Annotated in this window: 20 protein-coding genes; 19 read left to right on the top strand and 1 reads right to left on the bottom strand. The window is 42.6% G+C overall.

What is annotated here, in order from left to right:
• The first annotated feature begins 17 nt into the window (after window positions 1-17).
• From ilvC to DEHRE_RS08475, 13 genes are all read left to right on the top strand, one after another.
• The gene (ilvC, locus tag DEHRE_RS08535) at window positions 18-1013 is read left to right on the top strand and encodes a ketol-acid reductoisomerase (RefSeq protein ID WP_019226844.1); all 996 of its coding nucleotides are present in this window, start codon (window positions 18-20) and stop codon (window positions 1011-1013) included.
• A 500-nt stretch (window positions 1014-1513) separates the two neighbouring features.
• Window positions 1514-3049: a 2-isopropylmalate synthase gene (locus DEHRE_RS08530; protein ID WP_019226845.1), complete on the top strand. Its 1536-nt coding sequence runs from the start codon at window positions 1514-1516 to the stop codon at window positions 3047-3049.
• A 126-nt stretch (window positions 3050-3175) separates the two neighbouring features.
• Window positions 3176-4450, top strand: coding sequence for a 3-isopropylmalate dehydratase large subunit (gene leuC, locus DEHRE_RS08525; RefSeq protein ID WP_019226846.1), 1275 nt, complete (start codon window positions 3176-3178; stop codon window positions 4448-4450).
• Window positions 4443-4931 carry a 3-isopropylmalate dehydratase small subunit gene (locus DEHRE_RS08520; RefSeq protein WP_019226847.1) on the top strand — a complete coding sequence of 163 codons (489 nt, stop codon included), beginning with the start codon at window positions 4443-4445 and terminating at the stop codon, window positions 4929-4931. Before leuC ends, DEHRE_RS08520 begins: the two co-directional genes overlap by 8 nt.
• The gene (leuB, locus tag DEHRE_RS08515) at window positions 4924-5982 is read left to right on the top strand and encodes a 3-isopropylmalate dehydrogenase (protein ID WP_019226848.1); all 1059 of its coding nucleotides are present in this window, start codon (window positions 4924-4926) and stop codon (window positions 5980-5982) included. The genes DEHRE_RS08520 and leuB overlap by 8 nt, the downstream gene beginning before the upstream one ends.
• 695 nt (window positions 5983-6677) lie before the next feature.
• The gene (locus DEHRE_RS08510; RefSeq protein ID WP_019226849.1) at window positions 6678-7325 is read left to right on the top strand and encodes a DUF5343 domain-containing protein; all 648 of its coding nucleotides are present in this window, start codon (window positions 6678-6680) and stop codon (window positions 7323-7325) included.
• Window positions 7326-7338: 13 nt separating this feature from the next.
• Window positions 7339-7917, top strand: coding sequence for a Swt1 family HEPN domain-containing protein (locus tag DEHRE_RS08505; RefSeq protein ID WP_019226850.1), 579 nt, complete (start codon window positions 7339-7341; stop codon window positions 7915-7917).
• A 207-nt stretch (window positions 7918-8124) separates the two neighbouring features.
• Entirely contained in the window at window positions 8125-8559 is a 435-nt protein-coding gene (locus DEHRE_RS08500) for a DUF4362 domain-containing protein (RefSeq protein WP_019226851.1), read from the top strand.
• A 182-nt stretch (window positions 8560-8741) separates the two neighbouring features.
• Complete coding sequence (locus tag DEHRE_RS08495; protein ID WP_019226852.1) at window positions 8742-9362, top strand: GNAT family N-acetyltransferase; 621 nt, start codon at window positions 8742-8744, stop codon at window positions 9360-9362.
• A gap of 531 nt (window positions 9363-9893) precedes the next feature.
• Window positions 9894-11303: an IS1182 family transposase gene (locus DEHRE_RS08490; protein ID WP_019226930.1), complete on the top strand. Its 1410-nt coding sequence runs from the start codon at window positions 9894-9896 to the stop codon at window positions 11301-11303.
• A gap of 318 nt (window positions 11304-11621) precedes the next feature.
• Window positions 11622-11897 carry an AbrB/MazE/SpoVT family DNA-binding domain-containing protein gene (locus tag DEHRE_RS08485; RefSeq protein WP_019225914.1) on the top strand — a complete coding sequence of 92 codons (276 nt, stop codon included), beginning with the start codon at window positions 11622-11624 and terminating at the stop codon, window positions 11895-11897.
• Window positions 11881-12279, top strand: a complete 399-nt coding sequence (locus DEHRE_RS08480) for a putative toxin-antitoxin system toxin component, PIN family (protein WP_019225915.1) — start codon at window positions 11881-11883, stop codon at window positions 12277-12279. Before DEHRE_RS08485 ends, DEHRE_RS08480 begins: the two co-directional genes overlap by 17 nt.
• 213 nt (window positions 12280-12492) lie before the next feature.
• Window positions 12493-12756 (top strand): hypothetical protein, encoded by a 264-nt coding sequence (locus tag DEHRE_RS08475; protein ID WP_019225916.1) that lies wholly within the window; start codon window positions 12493-12495, stop codon window positions 12754-12756.
• A 162-nt stretch (window positions 12757-12918) separates the two neighbouring features.
• On the opposite strand, the gene DEHRE_RS08470 is transcribed toward DEHRE_RS08475, so the two are convergent.
• The gene (locus DEHRE_RS08470; RefSeq protein WP_019225917.1) at window positions 12919-13482 is read right to left on the bottom strand and encodes a DUF4352 domain-containing protein; all 564 of its coding nucleotides are present in this window, start codon (window positions 13480-13482) and stop codon (window positions 12919-12921) included.
• Between the two features lie 486 nt (window positions 13483-13968).
• Between DEHRE_RS08470 and arr the strand changes: the two genes are divergently transcribed.
• From arr to nuoE, 6 genes are all read left to right on the top strand, one after another.
• The gene (gene arr / locus DEHRE_RS08460; RefSeq protein WP_019225919.1) at window positions 13969-14403 is read left to right on the top strand and encodes an NAD(+)--rifampin ADP-ribosyltransferase; all 435 of its coding nucleotides are present in this window, start codon (window positions 13969-13971) and stop codon (window positions 14401-14403) included.
• A gap of 783 nt (window positions 14404-15186) precedes the next feature.
• Window positions 15187-16038 carry an undecaprenyl-diphosphate phosphatase gene (locus DEHRE_RS08455; RefSeq protein WP_019225921.1) on the top strand — a complete coding sequence of 284 codons (852 nt, stop codon included), beginning with the start codon at window positions 15187-15189 and terminating at the stop codon, window positions 16036-16038.
• Window positions 16039-16540: 502 nt separating this feature from the next.
• Window positions 16541-17341: a pyrroline-5-carboxylate reductase gene (gene proC, locus DEHRE_RS08450; RefSeq protein ID WP_019225923.1), complete on the top strand. Its 801-nt coding sequence runs from the start codon at window positions 16541-16543 to the stop codon at window positions 17339-17341.
• Window positions 17342-18457 carry a glutamate 5-kinase gene (proB, locus tag DEHRE_RS08445; RefSeq protein ID WP_019225924.1) on the top strand — a complete coding sequence of 372 codons (1116 nt, stop codon included), beginning with the start codon at window positions 17342-17344 and terminating at the stop codon, window positions 18455-18457.
• Between the two features lie 135 nt (window positions 18458-18592).
• Complete coding sequence (locus DEHRE_RS08440; RefSeq protein WP_019225925.1) at window positions 18593-19846, top strand: glutamate-5-semialdehyde dehydrogenase; 1254 nt, start codon at window positions 18593-18595, stop codon at window positions 19844-19846.
• 545 nt (window positions 19847-20391) lie between these two features.
• Window positions 20392-20901, top strand: coding sequence for an NADH-quinone oxidoreductase subunit NuoE (nuoE, locus tag DEHRE_RS08435; RefSeq protein ID WP_019225926.1), 510 nt, complete (start codon window positions 20392-20394; stop codon window positions 20899-20901).
• Window positions 20902-20928: the final 27 nt, after the last annotated feature.

Below are 20928 nucleotides of genomic sequence, written 5' to 3'. Positions count from 1 at the left end.
TAAGGAGAGTAAATAACATGGCTAAAATGTATTATGATCAAGATGCTGATATGGGACTGCTGAAAGGAAAAACGATTGCGGTAATGGGTTGGGGAAGCCAGGGTCATGCTCAATCCCAAAACCTTAAAGATTCCGGTTTGAACGTGATTGTGGGCTTGCGTAAAAACAGCCCGAGATGGAAAGAAGCCGAAGAAGCCGGTCTGACGGTGATGACAGTCGCTGAAGCCGCAGCCAAAGCGGACCTGATTCAAATCCTTCTGCCTGATGAGACCCAGAGCAGGATCTACCGGGAAGAAATCGAACCATCGCTCACTGCGGGCAAAGTACTCTGTTTTTCACACGGTTTTAACATTCACTTTGGTCAAATCGTGCCGCCGGCTAATGTCGATGTGATCATGATCGCTCCGAAGAGCCCGGGACATCTGGTGCGCCGGACTTACACTGAGGGCGCAGGAACTCCGGGACTGATCGCCGTCTATCAGGATGCTACCGGTAATGCGCATCAGATCGGTCTCGCTTATGCCAAAGGGATCGGCTGTACCCGCACAGGGCTGATTGAAACCACGTTTGCTGAAGAGACCGAAACCGATTTATTCGGTGAACAGGCAGTACTTTGCGGCGGTGCGTCCGAATTGGTCCGCGCCGGTTTTGATACACTTGTAGAAGCCGGTTATCAGCCGGAAATCGCTTACTTTGAGTGTCTGCATGAATTGAAATTAATTGTCGACCTGATGTATGAAGGCGGAATCAGCCGGATGCGCTACTCCGTTTCCGATACAGCCCAGTACGGGGATCTGATGGTCGGCAGACGCATCATTACGGAAGAAACCCGCAAGGAAATGAAGAAGGTCCTTTCCGAAATCCAGAATGGGGAGTTTGCCCGCAAATGGCTCTCCGAAAATCAGGTTGGCCGTCCGGTCTTCAATGCCATGACCCGCAGGGATGCCGAACATAAAATTGAAAAAGTCGGTCAGGAACTCCGTTCCATGATGCCGTGGCTGAAGAAGAAATAAAGTCTGCCGAATCCCTATTTTGACTATTTGAGTAGGTTCGCAGGTACAATAATATATTCAAGTAGGTCTGGGGGCCACAGTACCGCTTTCGGCAAATTGAGCCCTCCATGGCTCAAATAGCCGCGCTGCGCAATCCGTGCTTCGCTTGTCGCGGAACTGTGGCCCCCAGACTGATCTTAAGTATGATACAGCAGTTTTTATAAGCTAACTCTTTCCAGAATATAGAATTTAGATGTTTGGTTTTTTAAAAGAATCTGTGTTCTAGAATGTTATACTTGCATGTCGATTCCAACAATGTATTTTTCAGAATAATATAACTAAAATATATTCCAAAGATTAGTCTCCGTAATATATAGCCAGCGTAAGCGGAGCAAGGAGTGCGCAGCGCGGCTTTTTGAGCCAGGAGGGCTCAATTGCCGTAAGCGGCGATATATTACGGAGACCTACCCGGAAAAAATCTTTATGTATAAAATTGATTCGAAGCGCAGGGGGTGGATAGGGTGAGACGGATTGAATTTTTTGACACAACGCTGCGGGACGGGGAACAGTCTCCCGGCGTTGCGCTGAATATGGAGGAGAAGCTGCAGATTGCCCGTCAGCTGGAAAAATTGGGTGTGGATGTTATTGAAGCTGGTTTTCCAATCACTTCTCCGGGCGATTTTGAGGCTGTATCTTTGATCGCCGAAAAAGTCAGGAATACGACCATTGCTGCGCTTGCCAGAGCTGAATCTAAGGATATTGAAAGGGCCTGGGAGGCAATTCATATTGCGGAAAGCCCGCGAATCCATACGTTTATTGCGACATCTCCGATTCATATGCAATACAAGCTCAGAAAAACACCGGATGAGGTGTTGGAACGCGCTGTCTATGGGGTCAAACTGGCAAAATCCAAAGTTAGTGATGTCGAATTCAGTGCTGAAGATGCGTCCCGCAGCGATGTGGATTTTCTGGCCAAGGTATTCTCACTGGTCATTAAGGCCGGAGCTACTGTGATTAACATTCCGGATACCGTCGGGTATGCGATGCCCGCAGAATTTGCTCAGTTCGTCAAGGCGATCATGGACAAAACCGATGGCATTGAAAAAGTCAAAGTCAGCGTCCACTGCCATAATGATCTCGGATTGGCCGTCGCGAATTCCCTGGCTGCAGTCAAGGCAGGTATTCATCAAATTGAATGTGCGGTCAACGGCCTCGGAGAACGGGCCGGGAATGCTGCGCTGGAAGAATTGGCCATGGCGCTGCACACCCGGAAAGACCTTTATGGGGTCGAGACAGGTATCATCACCCGGGAGATTTCCCGGACCAGCAGTCTGGTCAGCAGACTGTCCGGTATGAGGGTCCAGCCGAATAAAGCGATTGTAGGTAAGAACGCTTTTGCGCACGAATCAGGCATTCATCAGGACGGGGTTCTGAAGGAACGTAGTACGTATGAAATTATGTCCCCGGATGCCATCGGACTTGACATGAATACGATTGTCCTCGGCAAACATTCCGGGAGGCATGCGGTCAAACAGTCTCTGGACGACCTGAGCATTGAAGTCAGTGAAGAACGCTTTGAGAAGCTTTTTGAAGACTTCAAAATCCTTGCTGAGAAGAAAAAGATTATCACGGAAGCTGATCTTTATGCGCTTGCTGAAACGCAGGAGGCAGAGGAAACACTGGCCTTAAATTACTGGCAGATTCTAAGCGGAAATAACCTGAAGCCTACGGCAACGATTGGCCTAGAGCTGAAAGATGGGAAAGAGCATCATAATGAGCTGGCGAAAGCGGCTTATGGTGACGGCCCTGTAGCGGCTGCCTATAAGGCAATCGACAAAATTGTCGGGATTGAAGGAAAACTGCAGAATTTCTCGTTACAGGCAATTGACGTCGGCGAGGATTCTCAGGGTGAAGTAACCGTAACGGTTTCGTTCGGTGATCACACTGTTGCCGGCCGGGGTGTCAGTCCGGATATTATCGAGGCCAGCGTCAAGGCCTATGTCCAGGCTGTCAACAGGGCGCTCGGTAAAGGTTGGATCAGCCTGAAGCAAAGATGATAACTGGAGGTAAAACAGGCCGCGATGATGCATGATTGCGGATACTTATTATCTCATCTGCGCGTACGGAATGTTTACGGAGATGAGATAATGTTAAGGAGCACATGAAAAAGGAGGTTGTTGCCCATGGGTATGACGATAAGCGAAAAAATTCTGGCAGCCCATGCCGGAGTAGATAAAGTCGTTCCCGGAGAAATCATCAATGCCAAACTGGATGTGGTCTTATCCAATGATGTTACAGCTCCGGTCGCGATCAAAGAGTTTGAAAAATTAGGAATTGAGAAGGTATTCGACAAAGAAAAAATTGCACTGGTACCTGACCATTTCACCCCGAACAAGGATATTGCCTCCGCGGAACAATGCAAAATCGTTCGCGACTTTGCCCGGAAACATGAGGTTAAACATTACTGGGATACCGGAAGAGTCGGCATCGAACATTGTCTGCTTCCGGAGCAGGGGGTGGTACTTCCCGGTGACCTGATCATTGGCGCCGATTCCCATACCTGCACGTACGGTGCACTCGGTGCGTTTGCGACCGGCGTAGGCAGTACGGATTGCGCGGCCGGGATGGCCACAGGCGAAGCCTGGTTCAGAGTTCCGGAGACCTTGAAATTTGTTTTTCACGGCACAAAGTTCCAGCCGTATGTCGGCGGCAAAGACCTGATTCTATATATCATCGGCAAAATCGGCGTTGACGGTGCCCGCTATAAAGCGATGGAATTTACGGGAAACGGCATCAAAGCACTCTCTATGGACAACAGGCTGACGATGTGCAATATGGCGATCGAGGCTGGCGGCAAGGCCGGGATCATTGAACCGGACGAGATTACGCTGGCGTACGTCAAAGCCAGGGCAAAAAGGGATTATAAAGTTTATCATAGCGACCCGGATGCCGTATACGAGAAGGTTTACGAATTTGACACGGAAGATATTCCGCTGCAGATCGCTTTCCCGCATCTTCCGGAGAACACCAAATCGGTGGAGGAAGCAAAGGGTTTGAAAATAGATCAGGTTGTGATAGGCTCGTGTACGAACGGACGTCTTGAGGATCTCGAAATCACGGCTAAGATTCTGAAAGGGAAGAAGATCCATCCGAATATCCGCTGCCTGATTTTCCCGGGCACCCAGGATATCCTGCTTGAAGCGATGAGCCGCGGCTGGATTCAGACCATGATTGAAGCCGGAGCAGCAGTCAGTACGCCGACCTGCGGGCCATGTCTGGGCGGCCATATGGGGATTCTGGCCAAAGGTGAGCGGGCGCTGTCCACCACAAACAGGAACTTTGTAGGCCGGATGGGTCATCCTGAAAGCGAAGTATACCTGTGCAATCCGGCAGTCGCTGCGGCTTCAGCCATATGCGGACAAATCGTTCATCCGAGGGAGGTCGTTGATAATGGGTAAAGCTTGGAAATTCGGCCATGATATTGACACGGATGTCATCATCCCGGCCCGCTATCTGAACCGCTTTGAACCGGAACATCTCGCCGCCCATTGTATGGAAGATGCGGATGCTTCTTTTGCGGCCAACGTGCAACCCGGAGATATGATGATCGGCGGCAAAAACTTTGGCTGCGGATCTTCCAGGGAACATGCTCCGCTGGCGATTAAAGCTGCCGGTGTCAAAGCCATCATCGCAGAATCCTATGCGCGGATATTTTACCGGAATGCGCTGAACATCGGGATGCCGATTCTGGAGTGCCCGGAAGCTGTCAGAGGCATTGAGGCCGGTGACGAAGTCGAGGTCGATCTCCAGAGCAGCACGATCCAAAACATCAGCAAAGGAACAAGTTTTCAGGCTACTCCCTTTCCGCCATTTATGCAGGAACTGATCAAAGCCGGTGGGCTGGTTCCGTACGTAAAGGAGAAAAGAAAGAATGCCTAAAATTGCCGTATTGCCCGGCGACGGGATTGGAAGAGAGATTATTCCTGAAGCGCTGAAAGTGCTTCAGGCAGCATTAGAAGACTGCCCGGTCAAGTTTGAATTCGATCGTTATTTGATCGGCGGAGCCGCAATTGATGAAGTCGGCAAAGCACTGCCCGCCGAAACACTGGATGCCTGTAAGAAGGCCGACGCGGTGCTTTTAGGTGCGATCGGCGGACCGAAATGGGATACACTGCCGGCCAAGGAAAGACCTGAGCTTGGCGCGCTACTGCCTATCCGCAAAGAACTCGGACTGTATGCCAATATCCGTCCGGTCAAGATGATTCCTTCGCTCATTTCGGCTTCCACCTTAAGGGAAGAAGTTGTCAAGAATGTGGATATGGTTGTGATCCGCGAGCTGACCGGCGGAATCTACTTTGGCGAAAAGGGAAGAAACGAAAACCCAAAGGCCGCTTATGATGTTCTGCTTTATCATGAAGACGAAATCCGCCGGATCATTGAGCTTGGCTTTGAAACTGCCAGAGGCAGACGGAAAAAGCTCTGCTCGGTCGATAAGGCCAATGTGCTCGAGTCTTCTCGTTTCTGGCGGGAGATTGCTGAAGAAGTGGCCAAGGAATATCCGGATGTCGAGCTGATGCATATGTATGTTGACAATGCTGCGATGCAGTTGGTGCGTTATCCGGAACAGTTCGACGTGATTGTCACCGAGAATATGTTCGGGGATATCCTGACCGACCTGGCTTCGATGCTCGGCGGATCGATCGGCATGCTTGCTTCAGCCAGCCTGAGCGGTAAAAAAGGACTATATGAGCCGGCTCATGGCTCCGCGCCGGACATTGCCGGCCAGAATAAGGCAAATCCGCTGGCCACGATCCTTTCGGCGGCGATGATGCTGCGCTATACGTTTGACCTGAATGAAGAAGCCGACAGAATTGAACAGGCAGTTGCTAAAGTGCTGGATCAGGGATGCCGGACGGCTGACCTGGCCAAACCCGGCGATAAAGTGCTTGGGACGAAAGAAATGGGAGACGCAGTGGTGGCCGCGCTGTAAAAATTACCACTTAAATATAAATTGGCTTTAAGTCAAATATTGGGATGGGCCCCTAGACAAAAGGAAAACTTCAAACTGATGATGCTGATAATAGTTTTTAGACTGTTATTAGCATTTTTTTTGACGACATGATGCTATCCGCTTTTCGGCTCTTGTGAGCGACAGTATGTATTACTAAAGCGAAAGAGTTATTGGGTGACCTGGATCCTGGCGCTCTTTTAAACAAAGAGAATAAGGAAGACTAAATCAAAAGACCGTAACGATGGTTGAGTCATTACGGTCTTTTGATTTGACCTCTAGTTGAGGTTGAGATGCAATAATATTATTGCAAGCGGGCTTAATTTGTTCTTTTCAATATTTAGAAGGTAAAGAGAATAAATATAAAGGAAATTGAGGGATAATGTGGAATTATCGTTAAGAAATGGGTCTGAGTTCAGTGATATATAATGTCTGTAATGGTAGTCGACTTTTGATGATTGATTACACTTAAAGTAAGTATTCCCGAACCTAGTTCGGAAACACCACCAAAAAAGAGGTATATACGAACTTAGTTCGGGAATACCGTAGTTATCGGAAAGATGAGGCAAAAGACGCCACGTCCTGTGGCGTCAGCTAGGAAAAGCTTTGTAGTTTAGGGGAATATTATAAGTGAAAATATTAGTTATTAAATTTTATAATTGTGGAGGAGTAATAATATGTTAACAAATTATTATTTGGTTACTACGAAAAACCTAGAAAGTATATTAAATACTATTTTGACCGCAAAGGCGCCAGAACGCTTTACCAACAAGTTTTTATCCGATCTAGGATTTACAAGTAGTAATGATCGACTAATTATAGGAATATTGAAGGCCGTTGGAATGCTTGATGAAAATTCTGCTCCTACACAAAGATATTTTGATTTTTTAGACCAGACACAGTCGAAGAAAGTCTTAGCTGAAGGCATTAAAGAAGCGTATGAGGATTTATTTAATCTTCGTATCGATGCCCAAAATATGACAAATGACGAAGTCAAAAATAAATTAAAGACTCTTACACAAGGTCAGAAGTCAGAAAAAGTTATCAGCATGATGGCAATGACGTTTAAAGCTTTAGGTGAATATGCAGATTGGGAAAAAGCAAAAAATATTACTCCGAAAAGTGAAAAGGAAGTAATAAATGTTAAGGGAAACTCTTCACATGAAAAGACCTCCATTGAAGATCAAAAAAGGCTGGAAGAGACTGTAAATGATCGATCGAAATCCCTTGATTTGCATTATAATATACAGATTCATTTGCCTGAGACTAGAGATATGGCTGTATATGATGCGATCTTCCAAAGCTTAAAAAAGCATTTGATTTAGGGGGATGGTATCAATGGATGACAAGATATATTCGTTTATCATGCGAGGAGAATTGACAAAAGTTGCTTTGGATCAATCTGGAACAGTAAGTAAACATCATTATTCGGAGATTATTCAAAAACAGATTTCTGATAGTTTATCTTTAGATTTGCTTGACGATGAATTTGTTGCAAAAGCTAAGCAAATGGCAACTGTTTATGCTGCAATTGCAGCGTTTGAAAATATGGTGAGAGATTTTGTAGTGAAAATATTAATTGAAAATAAGGGAGAGAACTGGTGGGAAGATGGTGTTTCTCAAGCAATTAGAAAAAAAGCTGAATCTAGAAAATTAGAAGAAGATAAAATCAAATGGCATACTCAAAGAGGAGATAGTTTAATTAATTATACTGAGTTTGGTGACTTAGCATCAATAATGCTTCAAAATATTAATTTATTTGAAGATCATGTAATATCTATTGAATGGGCAAAGCAAATATTCAATACGTTGGAAAGGTCACGTAATGTAATAATGCATAGTGGAGAATTAGGCACTCGTGATATTGAAAGAATTGGGACAAACATAAGAGATTGGATTAGTCAGGTAGGTGCATAAGACCCAGTGCTAAAGGGTGCGACGTCCTGTCGCACTCTGGCTCCGTGGGGCCTCATCCATCCGATAAACAGTGAATTCCCAAAATCTGAGAGGATATGCAATTAATAACCAGACCTCGGGAATTCACGGGACGTTCTACGAAACCACTGGGTCTTAATGGTTTTTGAGAAAGTATTTTTGATTTAAGTAACAAGGTGGTAATGAACCGTGAAGAAATTTACGATTTTCTCATTATTCTTCGTTTCATTGATTCTGTTTTTATCAGCTTGCTCGGCTTTTTCTCCATATTATAGTTCTATGACAGCGATCGAGAATGGCGATGTAGTCGAATCAGAAGGAAAAATTTACAATATCAATAAACTTGATAAGTTTATTGATAGTATTAATAGAGGAGAGAAGACAAAAGTCCAAATCGATAAATACAATACAAAGAATAATCCGGCAATGTACATAATTGAATTTGATGGAAAGCTATTAAGTTATTCATTTGCAAGACCTTCAAATGATGATTCTAAAGATATACTTGCTGAAGTTAACGCCGAGATTGTAAAGGCAAGTAGAGAAGAGAATGAAGATGGCATCAAATATTATCTTATAGACAATAGTGGTTTTAAAACATGTTTTTTTACTGCACCAAAGTGATTTTATATTGTTTGGGCAATTCTTTGCCGTGGCATCGTATAACACAGGATTTCCGCAACTTTGTATAGATGAATGTGGTTGGGAAGCTGCGTAAATCCCTAAACGTTATACGTAATAGGATGCAAAAGCCGCACATCCATGTGCGGAATGGTAGTAGAAGATTTTCGCTTGGAGGTATTAATATGATAAGGATGACTGAAAATCAAATTGAACCAGTTGCTAGGCTTCTGACAGAGTGTTTTATTGATGACCACTTAACTGTTTTACAAATAAAAGGGATAATTAATCAGGAAGAATTTCTTTTAAAGCTCTTCCAGATACAATTAGGTGTTTTTGAAAAAACAAGAGATGTTTATTCATTAGATGACACGTTTAATTCAGTAATAATAGGCTATGAAAAAAAGAAATTAAAATTGTTAAAGCAACTTATACTTAGTATACAGGCAACACAAGAATTAAGGAAACAAGTTGATAAAGAGGATTTTGAATTATATACAAATAACGTTAGAGCTCTTTCTAAAGCTATTAATTTAAACTGGCAAAAACAATTTGTTAAAAAGAACTATTATCATATTAATGTTATTGCTGTTGCCCAAGAAGAACGGGGCAAAGGCAAATTGAGGGCATTGATTACCCCAATTGTTGAGAATTACAAAGAAAAAAGTATTCCAATTATCTTAGAAACAGATAATCCCAATCATATTCCAATGTATGAACATATGGGATTTCAATTGATTAAAACTATGGAAGACAGCCATACCGGACTAAATCAATATTGTTTTATCAAATATCCAAATACTTAAGGATTTCTTGGGAGACGCCATCCATGGCGTCTTTTGAAAAGACTGTATATGAGAATTTTGTTGGTAATTCCGCACCAGGGAGGAATTTGGATGGATCAAATTCGCAACCGGTTGCGAATTTAAAAAGACTGTTGATTGACCGTTTACATTTGTTCAACCGTCAGTAGATTATGTATTTAAAGTGCATCATCAGTAAAGGAGAATGGTATTTATTATGTTACTTTTATCACCGGGATTTTGGGCAGCTATGTTGAGTATTGCAATTATTATGTGGGTAATCAAAATGCTTTGGAGAATTGATAAGAACGTAAAATCTATCGAACATAAATTAAATGAACTCACAACTAAGAAAGATGATTCCTTGTAGAGTCAATATAATATTTACTCTCATACACTACATTCTCATTTTACATGAATATAGTTGTGGGAAAGTTTAAGGGACTCCCATCCACAGGCTGTGTAAAAACGTAGAAAATAATGGATAAATATGGTATAATTAAGTAAGGAAACCGAATCATAAGGGGAATAATTATGCCATATAAAAACGGAATAAACCGCGAACAAATTACACTATTTCCGGAAAGCATAGATGATTATATAACAGAGGACAATGAGGTTCAGTTTATTGATGCATTTGTAGATAATATAGAAACAGAATTTAAGTATTCCAAAACAAGTGAAACGGGGCGCCCTCCATATAACCCAAAGGATCTGCTCAAACTATACCTGTATGGGTACATCAATGCCATAAGATCGAGTAGAAAGCTTGAAAAGGAATGTCATAGAAATCTAGAGGTAATGTGGCTTCTAAAGAGTCTAAGGCCGGATCACAAAACGATAGCAAACTTCAGGAAAGACAACAAAGAAGAAATTCCAAAAGTATTTAAAGAATTCACGCTGCTCTGTAAGAAACTATCAATGTTTGGGGGAGAAATAGTATCGGTAGATGGAAGTAAATTTAAAGCAGTAAACTCAAAAAAACAAAACGTTGTAAAAGAAAAAGCTGTTGCAAGGATAAAAGAAATTGAGAAGCAGATAAACGAATACCTGAAGGAAATTGAAGAAAATGATAAGAATGAAGAAGACACAAAAACGATAACGAAAGAAGAGCTGCAAGAGAGAATTGAGACAATTAAAAAACGCAAAGAAAAATATGAAACCCTAAAGGCTAAGATGGAAGAAACGGGAGAAACCCAAATATCAAGCACAGATCCAAACAGTAGACTAATGATGAACAACCGTAAAATGGAAGTCTGCTACAATATACAAACGATAGTAGATGAGAGAAACAAACTGATATTAGACTATAAAGTAACAAATGAAGTAAGCGACATAAATCAACTGTCTATCATGGCATTAAAAGCGCAGGACATACTGCAAACTGAAAACATAGATGTTTTAGCAGACAAAGGATATTACAAGTCAACTGAAATCAAAGCCTGTATAGATAATGGAATGGTTCCCTACGTATCCAAGCCAGAAGTAAGTGGCGGAAAAGGCTATAAGCTCGAGAAATTTGAGTACATAAAAGAAAAAGACATATACATATGTCCAGGGAAGCAAGAACTAACATACAGAAAACAAACAAATAAAAACGGTAAGATAATAAGGAGCTATTACACAAAAGGTTGTAAATATTGCAAAATCAGAAGTCAGTGCACAGAAAATAAGACCGGAAGAGAAATTCAGAGATGGGAACATGAAGAAATATTAGAAGAAATGCAAAAACGATTAAAGGAAAATGCAGAAAAGTATTTCTTGAGAAGATGTTTATCTGAACATCCATTTGGAACAATAAAACGGACAATGAATGCAGCATATTTGCTGATGAAAGGCTTTGAAAAAGTAGAAGTTGAAATCAGTTTGATAATGTTGTCTTATAATATTAAAAGAGTAATAAACATACTGGGAGTAAAGAAATTGATTGAAGTACTGGGGTAAAAGACCTTTGTATTTTTATATTTGTAGTACAACAAGAGCAATTATTGGTAAATCAATTTTATAACTGTAAATTAAGGATGAGTTTTTACACGGTCTGTCCATGGTCGTCTCTGAATATGGGGGCAGGTCCGTCGCCTAACAACGAATTTGCAAAATCTGAGAGAATATGAATGTAATAACCAGACTTCGGCAATTCGCAGAACGTTACTGTGAAATACCATGCAAAAGTGTTTTGGAAGAAGATGTAAACAACTGGTTGATAACGCATAATATGTGGTATAATAAGAAGTAAGGAAAGTAAGGAATGGAGTGATTGTAATGGAACTTGCTAGGATAACCTCAAAAGGACAAATTACAATACCAATAGGAATAAGGAAGAAACTCAACTTAAAAGAAGGGGATAAAGTTATCTTCATTGAAGAAGGCGATAAGATAGTCTTTGCTAATTCCTCCATGATAGCATTGAAAGAAATACAAGAAGGAATGCAAGGGGTAGCTGAAAAGCAGGGTATTTATTCTGAAGATGATGTTAATAACTTAGTTAAAGATATAAGAAAAGAGATTTGGGAGAAGAAATATGAGAATCATGATTGATACCAATGTGCTTATTTCGGCTATTCTTTTCCCAAAATCTCAGCTCACTATAGTAATTCAAAGTGTAACGGAAGCTCACACCCTTGTACTCTGTTCACATATTATTGAAGAACTTAATGAGATTTTTAAAAAGAAATTTAGAGAGAAAAGTCATTTGCTTGATAAGTTTTTGAGTAAGGTTGCATTTGAGCTAGTTTACACACCTGCTGATATTAATTCCGCAAACTATCCTGATATAAGGGATAAGGGGGATTTGCCGATTTTAGTATCAGCTTTATTGTCGGATGTAGATATTCTAATTACCGGGGATAAAGACTTTTTTGAAGTGGAAATTGATAAACCGGAAATTGTTTCACCTAGAGAATATTTAGAAAGATATTAATTTAGTCAGTCTTTGGGGCGCATGGTACTTCATACGAACAGCGAATTGCCAACACTTAGGAAAGATGCATCAAGTCGAGAAGCGTCGGCAATTCACGGAACGTTAAGCGACAGACCATGCGGAACCGGGCATCCTTGCACGGATCTGAAAAGTTTTGTGTGTGCTTGAATTAATGCGCATCTGTAGGATATCAAGGACAAGGAGGATATATTGATGTTCCAAAAACAAACAAAAGCACTCATTTCTATAGTTACCTTGTTTTTGGGTGGCGTTCTATTTGTATATGTAGGATTTTTTAGAGGTCGTGATATAGCAATAAGTGTATCAAGACCAGAGGGTGCAAATGGATGGACAACATCCCAAGAATTAATTTCAAGTTGTATATATTTTCCGATAATAATAGGAGTGTCCTTAATTTTACTATCAATAATCTTTTCTTCTGTATTATTTATCCACTGGATTAATAAATCTAATTAATTCGATTCTTTGTTTGTATACCATGTTGTACAAAGGGTACATTAGGCAAAAGGAGCGATAGCCATTAAAGCTATTGCTCCCATAAAATATTTAGCCTTGTTTTACATCAATTTTGGAGTTTACACAGAATTTGGGATACACCCAATCTATACTTTTCCAAGCCTATTGACCAAGGTTTATTATCTGGTACTGTCCACCAGACCATCCTAAACCACTTGAAACTTGTAATTTTAAACCTTTTAGGTTTTTAGGAATTTCAAATACAATATATCCACTTTTGCTTGTTCCCGGGTTTACCTGGGCTAGAAAGAAACTATTATCGGCGTTTACATACATGTCTGCTTCAGCCATAGCAGAATATTCTTTGCCTTCAGCATCTTTTAACTTAAATAAACTAGTATCAATGGTACGAGTCTCTTTATCATTGTTTGATACCTTTACTTTTATTAGTAAATATTCATTTTCGGTTGTTTTTTGCAAATATTCATTTTGCCCGATTTTAGTGCTCCTTTTTACCTCGCTTGCAGAATACCCAATATTTCCTGCCTTAACCTCATCATTTAGCTTATATTCCTGGGGAGTGGAAGTTTGAGGGGTAGACGAATTTGGAGCGGGAGTTGGAGCAGGGGTAGACTGACCGCCACTACATGCTTGGACAAGTATGATAATTACTATGATACATAATAGCCAAAACCACCATCGCCTATATATGGATTTATTTACCATTATATTGCCCCCTAACATTAATTTGTAATATTTATTATTTCTCAAAACATTCTTTTTGATTCAGAAACAATATATCTTGGTTCCAGCCTAAATTATGCAAAGCATTTTGTAATTATTCTAAATAAGCTGGTTATAGAAAAATATATGAATATTATTAGCTAAGCAGTTTATCTTTGAAAATAATGTTGAGGTGCAATACTATGGACAAATATACAAGTGAAGAATTAGAAGAAGCTCTACAAATTGTTTCTTCAGCTATCAGTAGATGTGAAAAAATACAGCCAAAATTTGTTGAGGGTACCTCTCAGTACACACTTCTTAAGAACAGGATAAATGCATTGTGTATTTCAAAATCATTGATAACAGATGAAATTAGTAAAAGAGGTTGCAATAACAATCGTATAAAGTTATTTACCAATGAATTATGATATTCGAGGAGTGGGTAATGGAAACAACCTGTTTCCCACGGGGAGGTAAGGATAGGAAATGAATATGAAGAACGAGCGGACGCCGTCTAAAACATTGGATCACGGACCTTTCTACCACGGCACAAAAGCCGACCTGAAGGCGAGAGACATGCTGGAACCTGGCAATAGCTCTAATTATGGCGAGAGAAAGAAGGCCAACTACGTCTATCTGACTGCCACATTGGATGCGGCAACGTGGGGAGCGGAACTGGCAGTGGGCGACGGACCCGGTCGAATCTATCGTGTAGAGCCCACAGGTCCCATCGAGGATGATCCTAATCTGACGGACAAGAAGTTTCCGGGGAATCCAACGAGGTCCTACCGAACCCAACACCCACTACGAGTAATGGGCGAGGTTTTGGACTGGAAGGGGCACTCTCCGGAGGAGCTCAAAAACATGCGAGATCACCTCGACAAGCTTAAACGGCTCGGAATCGAGGCAATCAACGATTGACTGCGTGATACTAACCTTTCTTTTTCCTTTCAGAGTAACATAATAAAAAAAACGAGCTCCTTAATTTTTAATCAGGAACTCGTTTTCACTCACTTAAGGTTTGGCTATATGAAATTAGCATCATTTTTCATCACGCCCCTTTTTAGGAGATTTTTTTGAGGACATTCTTTGACTCAGAAGCTTTTAAAGATTCAAGCCCAACTGAAGCGAGAATTTCTTCAATTATATTAATTTGTTTCTTGCTCAAATGCACACCCCCTTTCATAAAACCTAATGATACCATAGAATATATAATTTGACAAGATAAATTTATTCGCTAGACAAGTTAAATGAGCGTTAAATGAAATTGATTGCAAGGGCCGCGCCGTTCTGGCGCAAAAAAAGTGACCTCCAGCTCCCCAATTTTGGAAGGCGATTTTGATAGGTTTATACTCAAGCCTTCACCATCCGAAGCCCGTCTACGTATGCTGTAATTAAAGCTACCAAAAAGGCGGGAATCAAAATGGCAGCTCAAATTCGTCAGCGCTGACGAATTTAACCTACTACCAGGCTCTCCTCCTTCTGTGGATTATATAACCGTCAAAAAACCGGCAAACCAAAAAGTGTGGCCAGACTTGATCCGGCGGTGAAGGAAAAATGCAATAAAGACGCGAGCCGGCTTGCAAAGGTGAGTGTAAAGGAGTTTTATAACCTAAGGTTGACAGACAGCCTGTATAAGTGCCAAAATAGACCAGGTAAGAAAAAAGGGAATACATAGATCAAGATCACAGATAAGGAGACCATATGGCAACCATTCAATTTATTCTTCAATCCATTATTTTAGGCATCGTGGAAGGGATCACGGAGTTCCTGCCGGTCTCATCGACAGGCCATTTGATTATTTTTCAAAATTTAATCAACTTTCAGGGTACCAATCCGCATTATGTGGAAATGTATACGTATGTGATTCAGCTTGGAGCGATTTTGGCGGTCATTGTACTCTATTGGAAGAAGATCAAACAGACGTTGGTGGATTTCTTCCCGTCAAGGGTCGGCTACCAGGAATCCGGACTGAAATTCTGGCTGATGATTGTGCTGGCGTGCATTCCTGGCGCTACGATCGGGATTCTGTTTGACAATACCGCGGAAAAATACCTGTTTTTCCCGATTCCCGTGGCGATAACGCTTTTCCTCGGCGCAATCTTAATGATCTACGCCGAGAATAAGCTTAGAACAAAGGCACCGGTTGGACGGGACCGGGACTTGAATGTTTCCCCAAGACAGGCGGTTATGATCGGCTTATTTCAATGTTTGGCCGTTATTCCGGGGATGTCCCGTTCGGCATCGACGATTATTGGCGGATGGGTAGCCGGGCTGCCGACGGTAGCCGCCACGGAATTTTCGTTCTTTCTGGCGATTCCGGTGATGATTGGGATGAGCCTGCTGAAGGTTGTAAAAATTGGCGGTCTGGCTATACTTACTTCGCAGGAAATTTTGTCTTTGGCTGTCGGCTTCATTGTATCCTTCCTGGTTGCAGTCATCGTCATCCAGAAATTTATTTCGTATTTACAAAGAAAACCGATGCGGATTTTTGCAATCTACAGAATGATATTTGCCGTGTTCGTGCTGGCAGCTGGATTAGCCGGTTTATTCTAAATCAGCTTGTTTTATCCGAATATCATCCTGAAATCTATCAGACAACCAAATATCCGGCCAGTATTTTGGGGATATCCATCATCGAACATTCAAGTTGTTTCCGGGTATTTTTTGTGCTAGAATAAATAGGAATTGGAAAATTAAAGCTGATGATCAACCCAGTATGTTAATGGGTCATACAGAGAGGGGAACTGCGTACACGTGTGTACAAAGCTGGAAGTTCTCTTGATAGTTAACAGAAACCCAGTTGTGAAGTGAGATGAATAATCCTACGGCTGTCTCACCGTTATCTGAGCTTGAAGCGGCGTATTCGCAATTAAGGTGGTACCGCGGAAGATATACTTCTTTCGTCCTTAGATGGACAGAGAAGTATTTATTTTTTCTGCAGAAAGTATTCTTTAATGAATCAAAATGATTTGAAAGATATCAAGGGAAAAACTTACAGGAAAAAATGGTCAAAATATTAAAATAAGAAATTAAGGATAGAATGGAGCGTGTAAATGTGCAGACAATCGGATTTATTGGAACAGGCAATCTGGCTTCGTCCGTGATTAAGGGGTTATCTCAGCAGGACACGGATTTCCGGATCATGGCCTATGATGTATTTCAGGAGAAAGCGGAACTCCTGGCCCAAACGTATGGTGTTGCGAGCGCTTCTTTTGCAGAAACTATTCAGGGATCAGATGTTATATTTCTGGCGGTAAAGCCTAAAGATATCAAAGGTCTTCTTGACCAGCTCGCTCAGTTCAATCTTACAGGAAAGCTTATTATTACGGTAGTAGCAGGAATAGGGCTGTCTGTTTACGAGCAGGCGCTTCCGGGCATTGCCGTGATCAGGGTCATGCCCAACACGTCCAGTGCGGTTCTGCAGGCTGTATCCGGATTGGCCAGAGGACGCTGTGTCACGGACGGACAGGCAAAAACGGCTGAGGCTATCTTTGCTGTTTTAGGAAAATTCCTGTGGATTAGCGACAGCAAAATGAATGCGCTGACTGCCGTCAGCGGCAGTGGCCCGGCCTATTTCTATTTCTTAACGGAACTGATGGCTCTGGCCGGTGAGAAGCTTGGCCTGACGAGGGACGAAGCTGAATTTCTGGCCGCAGAGACCATGGTCGGTGCAGGGAAAATGCTTGCGGAGAGCGGCAAAACCTCGCTGGAATTAAGAGAAGCTGTTACATCGCCGAACGGAACGACCTACGCGGCGCTGGAGAGCTTCCGGCAAGCCGGGTTGGCAGATATCGTCTATCAGGCTATGGAGGCGTGTGCCAAACGGGCTGAAGAGATGGAAGGAGAGTATGTTTGAATGAATACCCTGAAAAGGGCGGTTTTAAAAATAGGCAGCAACAGCTTAAGCCTCGCGGAAGGCGGCATTGATGAAACGGTCATCGATCAACTGGCCGGGGTCATTGCTGAACTGAAAAAGCAGGGAACAGACTGCATCCTGGTTACCTCCGGCGCTGTTGCTGCCGGGATGGCCAAGATGAAGCTGAAGGAACGTCCGAAGGATATTGTCGGCAAGCAGGCCACGGCGGCTGTTGGGCAGGGAATATTGATTGAAAGGTATTCGTACTATTTTGAGAAATATGGCATGAGCTGTGCCCAGGTCCTTCTTTCCCGGATCGACTTGGTTGAAGCCGAACATTACCGGAATGCCAAGAATACCTTGGAAAAACTGCTGAACTTCGGAGTTGTTCCGATCATCAATGAAAATGATACCGTGGTCTTCGAAGAATTATGCTTCGGGGATAATGACAGGTTATCCGCGCTGGTGGCGGGAATGATCAACGCAGATCTATTGGTCCTTCTTACGGACGTCGACGGTTTGTTTACAGCCAATCCAGTGAATAACCGGGAGGCTGTACTGATTCCGAAAGTAGAGAATGTGGCAGAGGTAAAAAATCTGGCCGACGGCACAGGGTCTGCGGTTGGGACCGGAGGCATGGTCACCAAATTAAAGGCTGCTGAAATGGCAACACGGTTCGGGACGCCGACCTTTCTGATGAATGCGTCAAGAATTGCCCAGATCAAAGACATTGTCGAAGGAAACTATCCCTTAGGGACCTATTTTCCGCCGTTGAAGCATAAGCTTAATGGAAAAAAACGCTGGATGGCTTATGCAGCATTATCGATGGGCACGGTTATCATTGACGCTGGTGCCGAAAAGGCCCTGCTTCATGACGGCAAGAGCCTGCTCGCTTCCGGAGTAACCGGGATCGAAGGATTTTGGGAGCGCAAAGATCTGATTAAAATTGTGAATAACCGCGGAGAAGAAATTGCCCGTGGTATTACCGAATTCAGCAGTGAAGAAACTGAAAAAGTCAAAGGATTCCACTCCGAGGAGATACGCAGGCTGATTCCGGAAATTAAAGCAGAGGAACTGGTTCACAGGGATAACCTGACGATTACGCAGGAATACTGATCAAGAAAGTCAAATAATTCATTGGGCGTCGGCAAAAGAATAATCTTGGATAGCAATGTAATTAAATATATGAGATATTGAATAAAAGAGATATTGAATAGGATGTACGGGAGATTGACAGGAGGTTGTTGAATCATGGATTTTGCTGAAGATCTTATCATGATTGGCCAACGGGCCAAAAATGCGGCACGCAAATTAGCTTTTACGGGTACGGAGACAAAAAATAAAGCACTGTTGGCAATGGCCCAGGCACTTCTTGATAATCAGGACGCAATTCTGGAAGCCAATGTGCTGGATATTACGGCAGCGGAGGAAAAGGGCCTCAAGAAAAGCTTAATCAACCGTCTCCGCCTTACCAGCGCCGGAATTGCGGATATCAGCAATGCGATCAAGGAAGTGGTCGGGCTGCCCGACCCTGTCGGCGGCGGAGAACTGTGGAAAAGGCCAAACGGTCTGGTTATTCAGAAGACGATGGTTCCGCTCGGTGTTGTGGCGATGATTTATGAAGCCCGGCCGAATGTGACGGTAGACGCAGCGGCACTGTGTTTAAAATCCGGCAATGCCTGCATCTTACGCGGAGGCTCGGAAGCGATTGAAAGCAATAAAGTACTGGCCAGGGTGATCTCTGAAGCCGCTGAACAGAATGGAATTCCGGAAGGTGCGATTCAGCTTATACCGAAGACGGATAGAGCGTATGCCCTACAGCTGATGCGCATGAATAAATATATCGATGTGATCATTCCGCGGGGCGGGGCGGGACTGATCCGGACAGTGGTTGAAAATTCCACCGTTCCGGTGATTGAGACCGGTACAGGGGTCTGTCATGCCTATGTTGATCTCGATGCTGATTATGAAAAGGCAGTATCGGTAGTCTTTAACGCCAAAACCCAAAAACCCGGCGTCTGCAATGCGCTGGAAACCTTGCTCGTTCATGAGGCGGTGGCGGAAGAGTACCTGCCGATGATTGGAAAAAAATTTAAAGCGTACGGTGTTGAGATCCGCGGCTGTGATAGAGTCAGAAAGATTTTGGATTATGCTGTTCCGGCAACGGAAGAAGATTGGTCGACGGAGTACCTTGATTTGATTATCAGCGTTAAGGTTGTCAACAGTATTGACGAAGCGCTGGATCATATTTATACGTATAGCACGAAGCATTCTGAGACGATCATTACCGAAAACTACACGGCCTCTCAGCGTTTTTTAAATGAAATCGATGCGGCTGCGGTTTATGTCAATGCTTCAACGCGTTTTACCGATGGCGGAAGGTTCGGTTTTGGCGCTGAAATTGGCATTAGCACGCAAAAGCTGCATGCCCGCGGTCCGATGGCTTTGCCGGAACTGACGACCATCAAATATATTGTTTATGGAAACGGCCATATTGTGGAATAGCATCCATGACGCAGACCAAATTTAGGGGAATATATATAGATACTCCAAGTTCTGGTATGAATGCTTATAGGTTTCTTTGTGTATCTTTGTGTTGCGGTCAAATCTAGCGGGTGCTATAATTTTTCAAGGGATATCTTATATTTATTCTGATGGATATTTAGGATTATGAAATAAATATTGACGGTTGTTTTTACATATTTGTGTTATCGCTGCATACTTTTTACTGTACCGGGACGGCTTTGGGAGATTTCTTTTCCCCGTTTTGATGATCTGTACGTAAAAGGTATGAGACCTTGAACGATTCCATTGGAGGGTGTCAGCACAGTTTGTGTTATACCATAGATAAGTTTCAATGACAGGGGGGCGATATTTTTTGTTTTTGGGTTTGTGATTGTTGGGACAAAGGCCAATAAGTAACGAAGTTTTTTGGTATATCAAAAAAGTTTAGTGTTTTTTGATATATTAAGAAATGTAGGGAGGAATTCTTTTTTTTTGGACACTGATTGCGAATTTGAACACGAATAGGTACCCTAAGGAGGTAAACAATGAGCAACAAAGTTGAGAATTGTCAATGTTGCTGTAGCGAAGAAACTGACCAACAAAAATTGGACATGATTGCTGAAGTAATAGAAAAATACAAGAATAGAGAAGGAAGCCTGATTCAAGTTCTTCATATGGCTCAGAATATTTATGGATATTTGCCTCTGAAAATCCAGAGATTTATTGCAGAAAGCATGAACATGCCTTTGTCGGAGGTATCGGGCGTTGTTACTTTTTACTCTTTCTTTTCGACGCAGCCCAGAGGAAAGCACATTATCCGTGTTTGCCTTGGTACGGCTTGCTACGTAAGGGGTGGCAAGAAAATTATCGACCGTCTGGAACAGATCCTGGACATAGAAGTTGGCGGAACAACGAAAGACAGGCTCTTCACTTTTGAGGTAGCCCGTTGTATCGGTGCCTGTGGACTGGCTCCGGCGATGATGATCGACGATGTCGTGTATAAGCAGGTTAACCCGGATAAGCTTGATAGTATCCTGAATAAATATAGAAATTAGGGTAGGGCTGGAGGTGAAATAAAGCGC

It is taken from the genome of Dehalobacter restrictus DSM 9455 (assembly GCF_000512895.1).
Taxonomy (GTDB): Bacteria; Bacillota; Desulfitobacteriia; order Desulfitobacteriales; family Syntrophobotulaceae; genus Dehalobacter; species Dehalobacter restrictus.
This window is presented reverse-complemented; position numbering and strand designations above follow the sequence as displayed.